The following is a 19,144-nucleotide window of genomic DNA, read 5'->3' as shown; positions in this document are numbered from 1 at the left end:
CCCTTACACCCCTCTTACTATAGCCCCACCTCTCTATAGAGAGAGGGTGGGGACTATATAGAGAGGGGGTTAAGAAGGGATGAGGATATTGCTTATAAGTGTCCGATGCCGTGGTTGTTTTGCCGGCATGGAGTAAAGTTGTCTTGATGGAATTTGAATTTGTCATATCTTTTGGTTATTAATTTTGTGATTAATTGTTACTATTCATTTTAACCTCGCAAAGGTACGAATAAGTAATGAACCAACAAAATATCTGTCCCCGTGGGGACATGTTTAGTAATTCTTAACGGATACGTCATTCTAAATATTTATTTAAAAATAAGCCCCCTCAAAGCTCCCTCAATTTCTTTATAATGCTCAGCCACCCAACACATGCTGGGTCCAAGGCATGTGGGGAAAAAGGGATTGGATGCTTACTACGGTAATATTAATCGGAGCATGATAAAAGTAAACAACTTCAATGTCAGAACAAATATTTAATACATCATCAAATAACAAGCGAATAGCGAAGAATACGATTCTTCTTTATATACGCATGCTTGTTACTATGATCATTAGCCTTTATACGTCGCGTGTTGTCCTCAATACGCTTGGCGTTGAAGATTATGGCATTTACAATGTTGTTGCAGGTGTTGTTGTGTTGTTTACATTTATAAATAATGCAATGGCAACAGGAACTCAACGACACATATCCTATGAATTGGGTAAAAAAGATGGTAGAATTTCGGAGATATTTAGTGCATGTCTTAAAATCCATGTTGTACTTGGCGCACTGGTTGTATTATTGGGTGAGTTAGTTGGGCTTTGGTTTCTTAATACCCAACTCAATATACCAACAGAAAGAATGTTTGCTGCCAATGTGATCTATCAGATTGCGCTTGTTAATTGCTTTATAGGTATTATAAAAACACCGTATGATGCATCCGTTATTGCTTATGAACGAATGTCATTTTATGCCTACATGAGTATATTTGATGCTGTGTCAAAACTATTGATGGCATACATATTGTTGGTCGTTACGTTTGATAAACTTATCACTTATGCCGCATTCATTCTATTTGTAGTTATTGTTGGATTTGTAATACAACTATTTTATGCCCATAAAAAACTACCAGGGTTAAAGATTGTTGCCATCTTGGATAAAAGCCTCTATAAATATCTTCTATCCTTCTCTGGATGGACTCTATTTGGCAGTGTTGCTGGCATGCTCGAGACTCAGGGTCTCAATATGATTGTCAATATCTTCTTTGGTGTCGTGTTAAATGCTGCTGTAGGCATTGCAGGACAAGTAAGAGCAGTTATCAATCAGTTCGTAAGTGGTTTCCAGCAAGCTCTAAACCCTCAGTTGGTTATGTCAGAATCTTCTGGCGATAGACAGCGACAATTCAGTCTGATATGTCGTTCAGCCAAATTTTCTTTCTTCATCATGTTCGTCCTTTCACTTCCCATTATGTCAAATCTCTATCAATTTCTATATCTATGGCTAGGACAAGTACCAAACTATACCGTTTCTATCTGTATTCTTGGTATTGTAGTCCAACTATTTGAGTGTATCTCCTCACCCTTATATACGACGATTTTTGCCATAGGTAAAATTAAGACTTATCAGGTTATAGTATCACTTTTTCGCATCCTTAGTGTTATCTCAGCACTTACCATATGCTATTTAGATATAGAGCCTTACATGATATACTTAATGCCATGTATCGTAGCTGCTCTTCTTATGGGTTATCGGGTATGGTTTATACACAAAGAGATTGACATGTCTATAATCTCATTCGTAAAAAATGTAATTATGCCAGTCATGGCAGTTTGTACTATTACGATTCTACCATTAATTGTTTACAAGGAATTTGCTCCGTATAGTGAATCAATCGTACGTCTGATTATAGAATCAATCTGTATTGCTGTTTTAACTGGTATGACTATATTTACAATAGGATTCACTTCGTCTGAACGTAACGTTATCATTCAGCAAGTTTGCAAATACATACAGAAATAAATTATATGACGCAAGAACAATTTAACAAACTCGATAAGTGTTATTTCAATTATTCACTTGAGGATAATTGTATTGAAGAGGTCATAGATGCACGTTCTCTTTTAGGACCTTATCGCTTTGACTTGTATGGCATCCTCTTTTACATCGACCAAAAGGTTAAGGGAGTTACAGACTTATCATACGCAAAAGAGGTATATAAAGAGCGCACTCGAGCCATGACAGGTTTCCGATTCTCTGAGATAGGAAATGATGAAAAATCCTCATTTGATGACTTTATAAAAGTACTCGACAATCTTATTACTGATTTTCAAAATGACAATTATGACTACGATAAGACACTCATCCCTGTAGATAAAAAAGGTGAACCTATTGATGGGGCACATCGTATTTCTTGTGCTGCTTACTTCAATAAAAAGATAAAGGTTTTACGCTTTTTAGAACGCGAGGTGCTCCCATGTGACTATGTATACTTACATCATGAGTTCCTTCCTTCCGACATTGCCGATACGATGGCCATTGAGTCTCTCAAATGGCATGATAACATTTTTGCTTTATTCCTTTGGCCTAAGGCACATAAAAGTGCAGATAAATTGCAGAAGGCAATCTCGCTTATAGCTAATGAAACTTCAATTTTATATCAAGTCGAATATAAACTGACCTTCGAAGCAATTAAGAATCTTATGATTCAGCTTTATGGTCACATGGATTGGGTAGGATCTATTGATGATGGCTATGCCAACATTACAGGCAAGGCTGATGAGGTGTGGGCAGACAATGGTCTAGTTCGCATTGTACTTGTTCAGGCAAATAGTTGTGAAGAGGTATTAGCTATCAAAGGTAAAGTACGCGATATGTTTGGTATTGGACTGGCTTCCATTCATAGTACTGACAATATCCGAGAGACCAAAATGGCCATGAATGCATTACTCAATCCAAATTCTCGTCACCATCTTTTGAATGCAGACGTAACACGCTATAAAGACTCATACAAACTCTTTACTCGTTTTAAAGACATAATTTCTCATGGAGGTTTTGATAAGGATGAGTTTATCATCGTTAATGGAATGGTGCTTAGTATTTATGGCTTGAGACCTACTCTTGATCTTGACTATTATTGCCTCCATGCTTCGCCAGAATTACGATATCCTTCCGATGATGAAATCGAAGAGCATTATGATTCCCCCAGCGGATTATGTTCCATACCCTTAAAAGACTTAATCAATGACCCGTGTAATTATTTTGTGTATAACGAAATTAAGTTTGTTACACTCCAAAACATTCTACTCCTCAAACAGAATCGTTATAAAGTAATGCATTTATCCAAAGATACAGATGATATTAAACTTATTCAAAGCCTACTCAGTAATCATAATAAGTTTGCAAAATTCATCTCGCGAAAGCAATTATTATTGAAGCGTAAAAAACGTGTTTTTAATGAAAAACTGAGAAATAATGTAATTATGATTTCCCAAAGACTTAATCTTTATGATTTTCTGAGGTCTATCAAACATCTTCTGTGCAAATGAATATCTTATTCTATTTTGTTAATCAAATAAATCCTCAATGTGGTGGGACAGAGCGCGTTGCTGACAATGTCGCCCACGGGCTTAAAGCTCGTGGACATAACATATACTATATGTCCAACGATAGGGTTCCCGGTGAATATGATATACCATGTTTCTTTCTTCCTGAATTAGGTGTTACGAAAAATAACATCTCCTATCTCCGGCAATTTATTCTTGAATATAAAATAGATATAATTATTAATGAGGCAGGTAATTGTGAAGAGGTACGTTTGTTTAGCAAGGAGCATCTGCATAATGTAAAGATCATTACAGAACTGCATTTCTGTCCTACATTATCATTTAGATATTATTACAAATCTCTATATCTACCAGTAGTCATTAGCAAACCCAAAACCAGCGTGATAAATATTCTCAAGTGGCTTCGTTCTCCTTATCAAAAGGCAAAACTCCTTAAGAACACAGGAAAAAGGTATAAATACATGTATGAATATTCAGATAAGGTTGTCGTTTTGAGTCCATCCTATATAAAGGAATTTGCAGATTTAGCTAACCTAAGTGACTATTCAAAGATAATATCTATATATAATCCTAACACATTTATCCCTTCGGAATCTCCATTACAGAAAGAAAAAGTGGTGCTTTCTATAGGTAGGCTAGATTATTCGCAAAAAAGGATTGATTTTTTATTGGATATATGGAAGCAAGTATATGCTAATCATAAGGATTGGACCCTTGAGATTTGTGGCGATGGTGAATTTAAGGGAGCGCTTATGCAATATGCAGTGCAAAACAACATAAAGGGGGTAAAGTTTAAAGGCAATGTGACTCCACAGCCATATTATCAGCGTGCGCGCATACTGTGCATGACATCTTTGTATGAAGGTACTCCCATGGTGATTATCGAAGCAATGCAATGCAAGTGTGTGCCTATAGTATATGACACCTATTCAGCAGCTAAGAATCTAATCGCGGATGGTGAAACAGGCTATATTATCCCACCATTTGATAAGCAGTCGTATGCAGAAAAGTTGTCAAGGTTGATGGATGATGAGGATTTGAGACAGCAAATGGCAGATAAAGCATTGGCTTCTACAAAGAGATTTGATTTAGATAAGATAATTGATGAGTGGGAGATACTCATTAAACAGTTGTGCAAATAATAACTACAAAGATTATCTTCAATAAATAATTTTTTTATGCGACAACAATATATTGACATACTGAAAGGTTTCACAATCATCTGGGTCCTGTGGATGCACATGAATATGCCAGAACTGATATATCCATCGGTTCAGATGCCGATATTCTTCTTCCTGTCTGGTACATTCTTTCGAGTTAAGAGTTCGTTTAGAGAACAAATAAAGAATGATAGCTATCGGTTGTTAGTTCCAACTGTATGCTTTATGGCAATAGCCGCGATTCTTATGACTATGAGAGGGGACAATTTATGGTCATGGAATGTTATTGAGGTGTTGCAGGCATGCAGAAACGGTAGTATCACATGGTTTTTAATTGCTTTGTTTTGTCTAAGGACGTTGAACTATCCTTTTGAAAAGTATCATCCTAAATGGTGGTACCTCGCATTGGCAACTATACTATATCCTATTGGGTATCTTTGGAAAGTTAAATATCCAGATGTAGTGGTACCGATTATTCCAGTTGTGGAGTTGTTTATGTTCGGTATTTACTATGTAATTGGGTATGTCTATGGGAAAAAGGTGTTGGAATTTTCAATATCCAATAATGTGCAAAGTGTAACCTGTTATTTACTTGGGGCGGCATATCTTTTGTTTGTTCATTGTGTGGATTGGGAGAGTGGTTGTCTAAGTCATATCCCTTGGCTTGTATATGGATTCCCCTATACATTAATGTGTATTCTTTTGGGGCTTGTACTCTGTCGTATACTAGAAAAGGTGCCGCTTATCGCGACCCTTCTTGCCTATGTGGGAAAAAACTCTATAGTGTTTTATCTTACACATTTTCTAATATACATGTACATATTCAAGAATCTTGATTGGAATCCTTATCTGGTGTTTTGTATTATTGTGGCATTGGAGTTCCCGTTGATTTATGTTATTACTACGTATTTACCTTGGATGGTCGGAATAAAAAAATAGTATGTTGAATATCATATTGTTGACAATTTTTGTCGTTGTTCCTTTTGTAGTAACATGTTATTGCGAACTGCCTGGGGGGGGCATTTCCTTGAATGCCCTTTTAGATCGGAAATACACAACCAGTATGAAGGGTGTGGCTATTATCATGATAATGTTAAGCCATTGCACATCTTATTGTGGGGTATATTATACTCCTTTCGGTAGTATCGGGGTTTCCATGTTCTTACTGCTTTCTGGCTATGGCTTGAATGAAAGTTACAAACATCATGGATTAAAGAATTTTTGGAGCAGGCGTCTCCTTCGTGTAATGATACCATTCGTTATAGCAATAGCCTTAGTTACATTGTTTTTAGAACGTTCTCTTATGTGGTTTCTTGGAAACGTCATACTCATTTATCCATACTATTGGTTTATAGCATTTATCATATATTGCTATATCGCATTTTGGATAGTATCAAAGATGTTTAAAAATGAATGGCGATGGATGATGTTACTCTTTTTGGGCATTCCATGTTTTTTCTTTGTTAACTCAAATCAAGCTTTTGCTTTTACTATTGGTGTGTTGCTTTCTGAATATAAGTATAAAATAGAAACTATTAGTGATTCAAAGCCAGGGGCGTTGTCAAAAACGGGTGGCTTTTTAATTATTTTGTCTATAATGTTACTTGCAATTAAACAGTGCGATATTGTAAGAAATGGCTCATTAGCAAGTTTGCTGCCTTATATAGACTTGTGTATTTCAACATTTTGTTCTATAGGAATAATACTTGTTTTATGCATGAATGATCATTTTCATAATAATAAGTTTCTGTATTTTACAGGGGTTATAGCATATGAACTTTATTTAGTACATTATCCATTTTACACCATAATAGGTAGTAGTCTTTGGGCAATGATGCTATTAATGGTGTGTTCATATATAATTGCATGGTATTTCCATAAATTAAATATATTAATTTTAGATAGATGGAATCTGTAGCTTTGTATTATCCCTCGTTGGAACATTCAGGAGGAATAGAGCGCGTTGTTGTTGAACTGTGTCGCATTTTTGAGGAGAAAAAATATTCATGTGTTCTCTATACAGACGTAGAACCACATTTTTATAGAAATAGAATAAATGTGGAATGTATTTTGCTGCCATCTGACATCGTAAAGCGGCAAAACACATGGATCAAAACGATTCAAGAGCACAATGTGCAGTTCGTAATAACAAATGGAGGCTTTGGAGCCCCCGATTTGAAAGATATTAAGTTTATACATGACGCTGGTGCAAAGGTAATCAACACTATACATTTCTCTTTTCCCAGTCCTATCCTTTTTAACGAGGCTTGGGAGAGTTATGCAAACGTTCTAAAAATAGGGAAAGAGTGCGATGCTGTTGCAACAGTGAATAAACTTGATGCAATATGGTGGCGAGCTCTCGGATGCAATGCGTTCCCTGTTCGGAATCCGTTTACTTACTATGATCATAGTAATTCGACGAAGGATTATACCTCACACACCTTGATTTGGGTTGGTAGAGGGGCCCCCCAAAAAAAACCGGTAGAAGCATTAGAGATTGTCGCTGAAATAGCAAAGCAAGTACCTGATGTTAAACTACTGATGGTAGGGGTTGAAAAGGGGGCTTTTTATAAAGACATAAAAAAACTAGACATTGAAAAGAATATTGAAATCATTCCACCTACTAACGAGATAGGAAAGTACTATGAACGTGCTTCTATACATCTACTGACTTCCGTTACAGAGTCATTTTGTCTTGTTGTTGCAGAAGCAAAAAGTTATCGTATCCCTACAGTCATGTATGATGTTCCATTCATTGAATTGGTAGAAGACGGCAAAGGGGTCATTATACATGAGCAAAGTGACATTAAGGGAATGGCAAAGAGCATTATTGAACTGTTTCATAATCCTGAGAGAATTAAACAGATGGGAGAAGATGCTTATGAAACTTTATCTGATTTCAATGATGACGAGGTTGTGGCTCGTTGGCAGATGATTTTTGATAACTTGCAGCGAGGGGAAAGTTGTCAAACAGATGTTATAAGTGCAAATGACATCATTGTTCGTGAAATATATAGTGCGTGGATGAATCATTGTCAGCAAAATGTTTGGAAAATAGAATTCTTCGATAATATCGAAAGAGCAACAGGTCATTCCGTAAAGGCAATGATAGATATTTTTACTAATGCGATAATTAACCCATTAAAAAACATAAAACGAAAGATTAGATAGTTATGAAGGTATATTTTGGATTTAATGACATCCGACAGGATGGAATGGGATCGGAAGCAATGGCATTGATGAGATCCCTAAAGAAGGTTGGCGTAGAGGTACAACCTGTTCATGCATGGAAGCACATAGATGTTCCTGGATATATAGAGGAGTTTCATCCTGTCTTCATCTGTGATGAGCCAGAAGATCCTGGAACAGAGAATATTATCAAAAGGATGGTCGAATATCTGAATAGTATTCCAGAAAACAGTATATTCTCTCACTTTGGCTCTTTTAACTGGGCTTGTGTTTATCCCTATCTTCGTAAAGATATTCGTATTGTTGTGTCAGTTCATAGTATATCCCCATCATCACTAAAGATTGCTACCGCATACAAAGAGCGTGTAAGTAGGTTCATTGCTATCAGCTGGGAGGTTGAGAAGAAACTCAAGAATACCCTTCCTACATCTATGCATCATAAGATTTCATTCATTACTAATGCTCTTAATGCAGAAGACTATCCAGAAAAGGATTATACATTCTCCAACGATCCTCTTAAGGTAGTATTCTTCGGACGTATTGAGGATGTAACAAAAGGATGTGACAAAATACCCGAAATTGCAAGTATCCTAAAAAAAAGAGGCCTCAATCTGCAATGGGATTTTTACGGATATTTTCATTGGGGATATGAAAAGAAATTTTATGCCCTTAACAAGAAATACAATGTGGAGGATGTTATTGCCTATAAGGGTTTATTACAACCAACTGAAATACCGGCAGTACTCCGTCAATATGACATCATGATTATGCCTTCAAATCATGAGGGGTGTCCAATGGCATTGATTGAAGCAATGCTTGTAGGCTTGCCTTGTGTCGTTTCTTACATACATGATGTAACAAATATGATGCTTAATCCTGATGTTGAGGGTATCCTATGTGAAAAGAATTCAATGTCTGAATTTGCTGATGGTATAGAACGATTAGCCAAGGACAAGGCACTAAGAATTAGTATGGGTAAAGCTGCACACAACAAAGCAGTAAGGGAGTTCTCAACAGAGATACAGGTAAAGAAATATATTAAAACTTTTAATGAAGCATGTGAGTCGATTGACTATATTTTACCTGAAGCAAAACAGGATTTGGATCATTTTGTAGTTCCAGAAATAACTAAGCCTCATATCCTGGCACGAATCCTTCCATTATGGTTTAAAAAGATTTTAAAACGATATCTGCACAATTAATGAAACCAATATACCTTGTTGTAACCCCTTTCTTCCCAACTCCAGATTCGTTTCGGGGCCCCTATGTCCTTGATCAGGTAAAGGCTATTGAACGTACAGGAAAGTATAGGGTCGTTGTTTTCAAGCCTTGCAGCTTATGGCATAGGGAGCAGCCTTATGAGTATGAAGGTATTACGGTACACCATGTACCATCGTTCTTTACTCCGTCATATATTTTCAATGGGTTTGGTGGAGGCCTTAACGGAAGAAATCTGTTAAAGCAATTACAAATATTGGGTATTCCATTAAAAGATATAGCCGTCGTACATGTTCATACAGCCTCATTTGCATGCTATGCTACTGCCCTAAAGAAAGCGAACATAAATATCAAGACTGTCATACAATATCACGATCCAGACCCATATCAGATTCGAAATGGTAAATGGGCATTATGGAAGCCGAATGCCACGTATCGGGCAAAAAAGTTGATTTCGCAGTTTAAGTATATTGACCTACATCTGTGTATCAGTAAAAAAGTTGAATATAACCTTACCCATTTTCCGATTCCACATCCAGAAGAATGTTATGATTCATACAAACGAGCATTAAATGTCGTAAAAGACATCCCATCTCCTCAAAATCTGAATACTTACGTTCTGTATAATGGTGTAGATATCTCATCTTTCCATCCTATTGACGGTCTGAAAGACTCTTCCATATTCAAGATTGGCTGTGTTGCGAACTTTATTGATTGGAAGGATCAGATGACCTTGATAAAGGCAGTTGAGATGCTGGTTAAGGATGTGAGATACGACAATCTTCGCGTTTCTTTTGTAGGCTCAGGCATTACAAAACAGGCATGTCAGGAATATATTAACCAACATAATCTCCAAAAATACTTTATTTTCGAGAAAGAGGTTCATCACAGTGAATTGGTTAGGTACTATAATACCTTAGATATATTTGTCCTGCCATCGTATTTCGAAGGATTTGGCTGTGTCTTTACCGAGGCTGCTGCCTGTGGCGTGCCTTTCATGTGTTGTATCAACCAAGGATGTTCTGAATATATCTCTGACCAGCAAATGAAAATATGGACGATTGCGCCATTCGACCACAAGAGTCTTTCTAAGCATATAGAAGACTTTATTGCGCAACCTCAGATGCAGATTTATGAAAAAAAATGGAATATCGATGTGCTTATAGGCGAGTATTTATACGCTCTTAATGACGCACATTAACTGACTTATAATAAATTATGTTCAAAATATCGGAATTAACGGCATTTATTAAAAATAATATAGGTTGGATGCCCTTTGTGTTTGCGATTATCATGTATGCGACAGCAATTGGTATTCAATTGTGGCCGACTGCCACTGTAGCATACGCTACTATGTGCTTATTTGCCGTTTATGCTTTTTTCAATGGAAGGGGTGTGGAAAGTGGATATATGGCATTCTTGTTATATCTGCCAATAGAACTGCTATTGGCTCAACCACCAGAGCTGTTTAATTGCTGGGTACGTATGCCTTTGTTCGCTATTGTCTTGATTTGTTTCTCTCCGTTTATTAAGTCACCCAGGATTAGGGATATTCGTCATAATGTGATGATGGCATTCAGCGTAATTAACGTATTTGTAGCTGTCAGTTCGTTCTTTTGTTTCTTTTTAGGCATTAATATGATGCCAGCCATAGAACCGACTAATGTCAACAATACTGGTGGTACCTTTGGTGGTATTACTTGGCATTCTATGACCCTTGCTCCATTATCTGCTATGGCTTCTGTCTATCTCAGTCATCTTGCTTTGACTACAAAAAAAAAGATTTTCTGGGTTCTGGATATTATGGCAATAGGATCATTGTTCTTCGCCTCTTCCAGATCTGCACTATTGGCTATGATTGCTGGTCAGATTGTGGTATTCTATTATCAGTCAGACAAAAAAACAGTTTTCTTCAAACGCGTACTCATCGTTGTTATTCTTTTGGCCGTATCATATCCCCTATGGAAGATGTGGACTTCTGGATTTGAGGCAAAAAATGCAGCAGGAATGGCATCCAGTAGTACAATATTTGCAACTCGCGCAGGAAAATGGAGTTACCGAATTGGCGAATTTATGGAGAGCCCTATTTTTGGAGTGGGTATTCCTGCGGTCGGATTAAAGGATAGTTGGAGTTTTAATGAACTTACTGGTGTTATTGAGCCGGGAAGTTCATGGTTGTCTGTACTATCCATGACGGGTATAATAGGTGCCTTATTTATATTCTCATTTTTTTATAAAGCCACTTCTAATGCAGTACATAGTAACTCCAGAAGAAGACCATTTTATCTCGCAACCCTTGTAGTGTTTATGGTACACCTTTTTGCGGAGGGTTATATTTTCTCTGGAGGCAGTTTTCTTTGCGTTTATTTATGGAGTGCTGTTGGAGCTTGTTATGATTTAAAGTACTACAACAATGAATAGTGTTTGTCTTTCCATCGATAATGGTCATCGACTTCCTTCTCTGGATTTTATTAGGGCTATTATGATATTCCTGATGGTTTTATTCCATTTAGGAGATTTTAATTGCCAATATCTTAGACTTTCAGATTATGTTTATAGTTTCCATATGATGACCTTCTTATTGATTAGTGGATTCTTGTTTAATCCAGAAAAGCCGTTGGGGAAATTTTGGCATAGTTATCGTTTGTTGTTAGGAGTGTATTTGTTTTTTAATCTACTGTATATTATAAGCTTTTGGTTCTACGGCACTATGACTGGAGGTGAGCAAGAACAACTTTCATTTGCTCTGATTTTAGGAAGACTGGTGTCTGCTCCTGTGGGTACTTTGTGGTATATTTATACGTTGCTTGTCGCTATGCCAATAATATATATATTAAATATATTATGCAATAGACAGAAATTAACGACGATTATCTTATCTGCTTGTATATTTTATGGTATCTCGTTGTTGCTTCCCACGGTATTTATGTGGAGGTGTGTTATCTTTTTTTTGTTGGGACAATTGCTGCGAACTTTTCGATTATCTTTTATTCCATCTTGGCTTTTGATGCTTTCATGCATAATTGGGCTGATCATTATTGGGTTTTACGATAACTCTTTCCAATTCTGTATTCCTGTCACAATTGCCAATACTATGTTGTATTTCATATTGTTTATTTGTGTATATGAGAGGATAAAAGATGATAAAATTAAAACATCCATATGTTGGATAGGTAAGAATACATTGCCTGTTGTTTGTTGGTCGTTTTTCTTTACACCATTTATCTCTGTGCTTTATAGATTCTTTAGTTTTGATAATTTAAGGATTCTCTATGGCATTATAGCGAGTATTTTGGTTATTGCATTAAGTTATATGTGTGCATGCATAATGGATAAAACTAAGATTAGTCAATTGTTGTTTGGCACATCTATGATAAAGTAGGCGTATGACGATTACATTTTTTTTTAACTATCTAAATCATCATCAGGTTCTTGTTGCTGATGCCATGTATGAGATGATTGGTAACGATTTTCATTTTGTTGCCACTTGCCCAAGAGACCCAAAGGAATTGAAAGGTGGATTGGATTATAGCAACAGGCCATATTGTATATTGTCTACAGAGAGTGAAAATGGTTTATGTGAGGCCCATCGACTTAATATAGAATCTGATGTATGCGTTTTTGGTGCCGGTAATCTTAAATGGGAAAATGAAAGGTCTAAAACAAATAAACTTTCTTTTGAAGTCTCAGAACGATGGTTAAAGAAAGGATGGCGTAATGTGTTCTCTCCTAGGCTTATTAAATGGTGGCTGCTCTATCAGTTTAAGTTGAGAAAAAAACCTTTCTATCGTCTCTGTTGTAGTGCCTTTACGGCAGAAGATGATGTTAAGCTTGGCTGCTATAAAGGCTGCCACTACAAATGGGGCTATTTTACCAAGGTAGAAGAAAAATTTGTTGAAGCATTCGACGCGGATGTTTCAACAAAATGGAAAGTACACATCCTTTGGTGTGCACGTTTCCTTTTGTTGAAACATCCGGAGCTGGTCATTGAGTTAGCGGATAGATTGAAGAAGGATGGCTATGATGTTGCTATTGATATGTATGGTGATGAGCCTTCGAGTCCTTGCCGGAACACATATCCACGAAAGAAATTGTTGGCTTTGATTGACAAGTTGGATGTGGCAGATATTGTTACACTGAAAGGTAATCGCCCCAATAGTGATATATTAAAAGCCATGCAGGAGGGAGATATCTTCCTGTTCACTTCTGACCGCTTGGAAGGGTGGGGTGCAGTCGCCAATGAATCTATGGCCAACGGGTGCGTGTTGGTAGCAAGCGATGCTATTGGAAGCACACGGTATTTGGTAAAACATAAAGAAACCGGTATGATTTACCGTTCATGTGATTTGAATTCACTCTACGAACAGGTGAGATACTTGTTGGATAATCCAGACGTACGTAAGCAGATCGCTAAGGCAGGACGTGAGTCAATGGTAAAGTTGTGGAGTCCGGCAAACGCTGCCAAGAGTTTGTTAAAATTAATTGAAAATATTCAAGTAGAACATAAAACCTCAGTTGTAGAAGGTCCTTGCTCAAAAGCATAATATTATGGATAAAGAATACCAGCATGTAATCAGTCTTGGACACGCTTGTGCCGTTGCTCACGAATTGGAACACCTTGGCTATCGAGACCATAGTGGTCCATTTGATTGGTGTGGGTCCAGAAGTCTTAAACTAAAGATGAAGCTTCTTGAAGAGAATTTTGAGCCACTATTTTCCGGTATGAGAATAGATAACCTATATCAGCGAGCGATTCCCAACATATATCTGATGAAAGAGTTCCAAATATATTTTGTCCATGATTTTAACGCAACGGATACTCTTGAGTCACAATTAGATAAAGTTATTGAAAAATACAGGAGAAGGGTTTCACAATTTTATAAGGACATCATAGAACCCTGTCTATTTATCTATTATCTATATGATCAAGAGGATGCCGATTGGATTGATGAGAACCACGAGTATGTACTAAATTTTTTTCGAAAATATAACCAAGATAGTGATATACTATACATTACCCCAACAGGTATCAATTTCCGCCAAAAGAGTTTCTATGTAGAGAATGATGAAGGGGCTGACCATGCGTACGATTTTACACAAAAAAAACCGGAAATTCTTGATTACTTGAATAAAATTCCCTATCCTGTAGAAAAGAAAAATCAAAATCTGCTTTTTTTTAATGCCAAACCCCAAAAATCTTTGATTAAGAGATTTATCGATAGGATTAAGAGCAGATTCTCTACATCTAATCCCGTTTATCATCATAATTTACAAAGCATAGAACCATAGTCTCATGGTAATATCATCGTATAATAGCCAAAAGATTAAGGCGCTTAATTTTATAGCTATCCTATTCGTTTTGCTTATACATTCTAATTTTTCGGAATCAGTTGATTATCCCAAAGCAATGTCTGTACAACTGTTTCTTGGTACTTCTGGTATGAGTTTGGCTGCGGTTCCTCTATTCTACTTTATCTCCGGATTGCTATTCTTTAAAGGCATAGTTCAGACGAGGGATTTGTTACCCAAAATCATTAAGAGGACCAAAACACTGCTCATACCCTATATCATTTGGAATTTGTTTTTCGTCGGGTGGTATGTGGTATTGGCTTATACGCCTGGGGTGTCTCAGTTTGTAAATAGTGATATGATGGGTAACCTGCAGTGTTCGCATCCTTTTGATACACTATCGTTTCTATTCATAAGTCCTGCTGGTTTTCATCTTTGGTTCTTGCGTGATCTAACTATTTATGTATTTACTAGTCCGTTGCTGTACTGGAGTATTAAAAGAACATCATGGATAACATATGTGGTCTTGCTTGTTGTTTTCGGTCAGTATCTCGGATGTGGTATCACGTATTTTGCGCTTGGTGGAATAATTTCGCAAAAATATAGTTTGGAGCAACTGCAATCGTGGATTTCCGAACCTGTAGTTATGTGTTGTGCTTGCATATATTTAATGGGGTGTTTTATAGCAGCTAATATCTTGCCATTCCCGGTAAGTTCAATGAATCCATATTATCAGCAGGTGATGAGTCTATTTGGTATAATTTCAATATGGAGGGGGTATGAACTTGTGTTGAGTGTCGATTATAAATTTCCATCTTGGTTCACTTCTGCAACATCATATACTTTCTTCGTATATTTATTCCATGAACCGGCTTTTAATGTAATCAAAAAACTATCATTGCAAGTGTTGGGATGTAGCGATATGTCTCTGATAATACTATACCTACTCAACCCCATATTCATGATAATGATAGCTATTCTCATTGGTATGACATTTAAGAAAATATTACCTAAAACATATTCTGTTTGTGTCGGAGGCAGATAAAAATAGATAATGAGACCAGTACTCATAGACGCATTATACATTAATATGGGTGGCGCATTGACGGTGCTCAACCGCCTCATAGATGGTTGTGTGGAAGCACGTCTTAACTTTGTCCTCATAAAAGATTCAAGATGTCCAAAATTGAAATCTGAAAATGGGGTGAAGAATATTGTCGTATTGTCACCTTCTCTCAAAGCTCGTCACAATTTCTATAAGGAGCATAGAAATGATTTTCAGACGGTCCTTTGTATGGGGAATGTGCCTCCTACTATAAAATTGCCATGCAAGGTACATACCTATTTCCATAATCTGAGCGTGTTGATAAACCAGAATACGATGACACGTTCGCGTAGACTTAAGAATTGGACAAAGAAGCAGATAATACGTTTTTTTGCAAAAAATACCGACACATGGATAGTTCAGACTTCTAACACAGAGAATCTGATAAAGGAAACTCTTCCCTGGAAGGGCAAAGAGTTTTTCAGATATCCCATCTATAATATACCTAAAGAGTTCTGCCCTAATCCAAATATTCCTAAAAAAGACTATCTGTTTGTTGGTGAATATACTATGGCTAAGGGACATGACGAGCTACTTGAGGCATGGAAATTGCTTCATGCTGAGGGAATCAATATTCCTCTTCATTTAACTTGCAGCGAACAAACTCTCTTTTTAGAACGTCTAAATACTGCAATATCAGATGGTATTAACATCGTAAATCATGGTTTTGTTCCCTTTGCCGAAATGGCTAGGATATATCAGCAGGCAAAATGCGTAGTATATCCTTCATTTAACGAGAGCTTAGGTCTCGGTATTGTAGAGGGATTAAATGCAGGTTGTGATATCATTGCCTCCGATCTCCCTTTTGTATATGCAATCTGTAACCCTTCAGAGGTTTTTGATCCGCATAATCCACATAGTATTGCGGAAGCTGTAAAACAATATGAGTTAGGGCATTCGAAAAAGAGTGAACTTACCATACACGACTGTTTGACTGAACTGTTAGATTTAATAAAGGCTTAGTGGCAATATGAAGCATTATTATAGCTTAGACTATATTCGCGTCATTGCAATGGTGGGTATATCGCAATATATCTATCATTTGGGGTGGCATGATAGCCATAAAGCAATGGAGGTGTGGTCATTTATTGTAGCCGGTTTCTTGACTTTTCTTGCATTGTCTGTATGGTTGCAAAGATATCCAGAAGGAAAGACACTGTCATGTGTTGTGTGGTTCTCTGCTATCAGTTATGAAATCTATCTGGTTCACCAACCATTATTGGAGGTTTGCAATCTGCTATTTCTAAATCGGATTATGATGACCGCCGTATGGATTGTTATGACTCTATTGGTCGCTATCTCGCTTTCGAAAATGACGAGCACGGTTTACAAAAGGCTTTGAGGAATACAAAGAAAGGCATGGAGAAAAAGATGGTGACTGTCGCTTTGTGGATAATACAGTTAGTATATCTTTCGGTTGTATTCTATTTCACCGTTATTTCTCGAGAATTATCTGATGAATATAAAATGGAACTCATGCCATTAAAAACAATAGTCGATATACTACATGTTGACTATGATAGTCATGGACAGTATATTCTTCGCCAGGTTCTTTTGAATATTGGGCTATTGATGCCGGTGGGTTTTATATTGGGTTTTCTCTCGACTTGGCTCAAGAACGATGTCTGTATTAGGAAAGTAATCCTCTTTGGTTTCTTGACCTCCCTCTCAATAGAGACTCTCCAACTGATCAGTAAGACCGGTACCTTCGAAGTGGATGACCTGATATACAACACTCTTGGATGTACAATTGGTTATTTCGTTTGTACGGGTATCTTGTCTGTGTGTCTGCAACGGGAGAACAAAACAAAACCTTTAAAAATAAATAATCAAACCAAATATGTTAGATTTAACAACCATCATCCTCACCTACAATGAGGAGTTGCATATCAGACGTTGCTTGGATATGATATGCCCTGTGGTAAAAGAAGTTTTTATCATTGACTGTCATTCGACAGATAAAACTGTGACTATTGCAAAGGATTTTGAAAATGTAACGGTACTTGAACACGCATGGCCTCCTACTAAATATGCTGGTCAGTTTAATTGGGCATTACAGAATGCAAACATCAAAACAAAGTGGGTGCTTCGTCTTGATGCAGATGAATATTTACTGCCAGAACTAAAGCAAGAGTTATGTGACAAACTCCCCAAAATAACGGATGAGGACATTGCTGGTATAGTAATGAACAGACGCCATATCTTTTTAGGAAAATGGATGAAGCGAGGTACCTATCCAGTGAAGTTGCTTCGAATTTTCCGTGCAGGGAAGGCTATCTGTGAACAGAGATTGATGGACGAGCACATTCAATTGTTAGAAGGTCGTGCAATTGAGTTTGAGAATGACTTTTGCGATCATAATCTCAATAATATTTCTTGGTTTTGTCATAAACATGTGGACTATGCCATTCGCGAGGCAGTAGATTTGTTAGACATAGAGCTGAATTTAACTGGAGCAGCGGCAACAGACGAAGGTAAACAAATCAGTAAGCAGGCCGAGAAAAAACGATTGAGGAAGCATCGTTATGCCAAGCAACCTTTATTCTGGCGCTCATTTGCTTATTTCTGTTATCGCTATCTCTTAAAGGGCGCGTGTCTTGAAGGAAAGGAGGGATTCCTTTGGACATTTATTCAAGGTTGGTGGTATAGAACCTTGGTTGATGCTAAAGTTTATGAGATAAAAAAAGCATGTGGGAGTGATAAAGAAAAGATAAAAATATATATTAAAGATAATTATAACATAAGCATATAGTTTAGATTCCTAGAGAATGAAGATATCAGTTATAACCGTAACCTATAACAGTGCGGCGACAGTACGGGACACGATAGAGAGCGTGCTGCAACAGACATATACGGACTATGAGTACATTATTAAAGATGGTGGTTCGAAAGACGATACACTAAATATTTGCAAGGAGTATGAATCTCGCTTTGAGGGGAGGATGAAGATTATTTCTGCTCCTGATAAGGGGATCTATGATGCAATGAATATTGGCATTGAGGCGGCCACAGGTGATGTTGTAGGTTTACTGAATTCTGATGACTTCTATACATCTAATGATGTTCTCCAGACAATAGCTGACAATTTCTTAAAGAACGACGTTGATGCTGTATATGGGGATGTTCACTTTGTAAAGGATGGAGCTCTTGATAAACAGGTGCGTTACTATTCGTCAGCCCATTTTAAAAGAAAGTATATGCGGTTGGGCTTTATGCCCGCGCATCCAAGCTTTTATTGCAAGAAAGCTTGTTATGAGAAATATGGCTATTTTGACACATCTTATAAGATAGCTGCTGATTTTGAGAATCTTTTGCGCTTGATATTTAAGGGACGTATAAAAACAAAGTATATCAAAAAAGATTTTGTGACTATGCGAACTGGTGGCGCTTCTACAGCAGGTCTTAATAGCCGTATTACCATTATGAAGGAACATCTTCATGGGTTTAAAAAGAATGGTATCTATTCGAATGCTTTTCTTTTGAGTCTGAGGTATTTTTATAAGATATATGAGTTGATGAGAGGAAGTATAGTGTAACGAGTGTAGCGAGTTTTTGCAACTTTCTCTATATAAATATATTCACCTCGAACCAAATGTATTTCCTTAGTGAAAGTTTGATTTTCTCATTACACTCGTTA

17 protein-coding genes are annotated in these 19,144 nt (G+C 37.0%); all 17 read left to right on the top strand.

The annotated features are described in order from the left end of the window. Positions 1-460: 460 nt before the first annotated feature. Complete coding sequence (locus tag BLR73_RS04530; RefSeq protein WP_143010879.1) at positions 461-2,002, top strand: lipopolysaccharide biosynthesis protein; 1,542 nt, start codon at positions 461-463, stop codon at positions 2,000-2,002. Positions 2,003-2,007: 5 nt separating this feature from the next. Further along, the gene (locus BLR73_RS04525) at positions 2,008-3,528 is read left to right on the top strand and encodes a hypothetical protein (protein WP_091859393.1); all 1,521 of its coding nucleotides are present in this window, start codon (positions 2,008-2,010) and stop codon (positions 3,526-3,528) included. Then, entirely contained in the window at positions 3,525-4,688 is a 1,164-nt protein-coding gene (locus tag BLR73_RS04520) for a glycosyltransferase (RefSeq protein WP_091859390.1), read from the top strand. Before BLR73_RS04525 ends, BLR73_RS04520 begins: the two co-directional genes overlap by 4 nt. A gap of 36 nt (positions 4,689-4,724) precedes the next feature. Further along, positions 4,725-5,645, top strand: a complete 921-nt coding sequence (locus tag BLR73_RS04515; RefSeq protein WP_091859387.1) for an acyltransferase family protein — start codon at positions 4,725-4,727, stop codon at positions 5,643-5,645. 1 nt (position 5,646) lies between these two features. After that, on the top strand, positions 5,647-6,624 hold the full coding sequence (locus tag BLR73_RS04510) for an acyltransferase family protein (protein WP_091859384.1): 978 nt from the start codon (positions 5,647-5,649) through the stop codon (positions 6,622-6,624). After that, complete coding sequence (locus tag BLR73_RS04505) at positions 6,612-7,877, top strand: glycosyltransferase (RefSeq protein ID WP_091859381.1); 1,266 nt, start codon at positions 6,612-6,614, stop codon at positions 7,875-7,877. The genes BLR73_RS04510 and BLR73_RS04505 overlap by 13 nt, the downstream gene beginning before the upstream one ends. 2 nt (positions 7,878-7,879) lie before the next feature. Continuing rightward, complete coding sequence (locus BLR73_RS04500; RefSeq protein ID WP_091859378.1) at positions 7,880-9,097, top strand: glycosyltransferase family 4 protein; 1,218 nt, start codon at positions 7,880-7,882, stop codon at positions 9,095-9,097. Beyond that, entirely contained in the window at positions 9,097-10,314 is a 1,218-nt protein-coding gene (locus BLR73_RS04495) for a glycosyltransferase family 4 protein (RefSeq protein WP_091859375.1), read from the top strand. Before BLR73_RS04500 ends, BLR73_RS04495 begins: the two co-directional genes overlap by 1 nt. Positions 10,315-10,331: 17 nt before the next feature. Next, complete coding sequence (locus BLR73_RS04490; RefSeq protein WP_091859372.1) at positions 10,332-11,534, top strand: O-antigen ligase family protein; 1,203 nt, start codon at positions 10,332-10,334, stop codon at positions 11,532-11,534. After that, entirely contained in the window at positions 11,527-12,495 is a 969-nt protein-coding gene (locus BLR73_RS14715; RefSeq protein WP_091859369.1) for an acyltransferase family protein, read from the top strand. Before BLR73_RS04490 ends, BLR73_RS14715 begins: the two co-directional genes overlap by 8 nt. A 4-nt stretch (positions 12,496-12,499) precedes the next feature. Next, positions 12,500-13,657 carry a glycosyltransferase family 4 protein gene (locus BLR73_RS04480; protein ID WP_091859366.1) on the top strand — a complete coding sequence of 386 codons (1,158 nt, stop codon included), beginning with the start codon at positions 12,500-12,502 and terminating at the stop codon, positions 13,655-13,657. Between the two features lie 4 nt (positions 13,658-13,661). After that, positions 13,662-14,402 (top strand): DUF1796 family putative cysteine peptidase, encoded by a 741-nt coding sequence (locus BLR73_RS04475; RefSeq protein WP_091859363.1) that lies wholly within the window; start codon positions 13,662-13,664, stop codon positions 14,400-14,402. 4 nt (positions 14,403-14,406) lie between these two features. Continuing rightward, positions 14,407-15,447, top strand: a complete 1,041-nt coding sequence (locus tag BLR73_RS04470) for an acyltransferase family protein (RefSeq protein ID WP_091859361.1) — start codon at positions 14,407-14,409, stop codon at positions 15,445-15,447. A 9-nt stretch (positions 15,448-15,456) separates the two neighbouring features. Continuing rightward, positions 15,457-16,470 (top strand): glycosyltransferase, encoded by a 1,014-nt coding sequence (locus tag BLR73_RS04465; protein WP_091859358.1) that lies wholly within the window; start codon positions 15,457-15,459, stop codon positions 16,468-16,470. Between the two features lie 306 nt (positions 16,471-16,776). Next, complete coding sequence (locus BLR73_RS04460) at positions 16,777-17,385, top strand: VanZ family protein (RefSeq protein ID WP_091859355.1); 609 nt, start codon at positions 16,777-16,779, stop codon at positions 17,383-17,385. After that, positions 17,348-18,259 (top strand): glycosyltransferase family 2 protein, encoded by a 912-nt coding sequence (locus tag BLR73_RS04455; protein ID WP_091859351.1) that lies wholly within the window; start codon positions 17,348-17,350, stop codon positions 18,257-18,259. The genes BLR73_RS04460 and BLR73_RS04455 overlap by 38 nt, the downstream gene beginning before the upstream one ends. Positions 18,260-18,275: 16 nt before the next feature. After that, a complete protein-coding gene (locus BLR73_RS04450; protein ID WP_091859348.1) occupies positions 18,276-19,043 on the top strand; it encodes a glycosyltransferase family 2 protein in 768 nt (255 codons plus the stop codon). Positions 19,044-19,144 lie beyond the last annotated feature (101 nt).

Origin of the sequence: Prevotella sp. khp1 (genome assembly GCF_900102205.1) — a bacterium.
Taxonomy (GTDB): Bacteria; Bacteroidota; Bacteroidia; order Bacteroidales; family Bacteroidaceae; genus Prevotella; species Prevotella ruminicola.
This window is presented reverse-complemented; position numbering and strand designations above follow the sequence as displayed.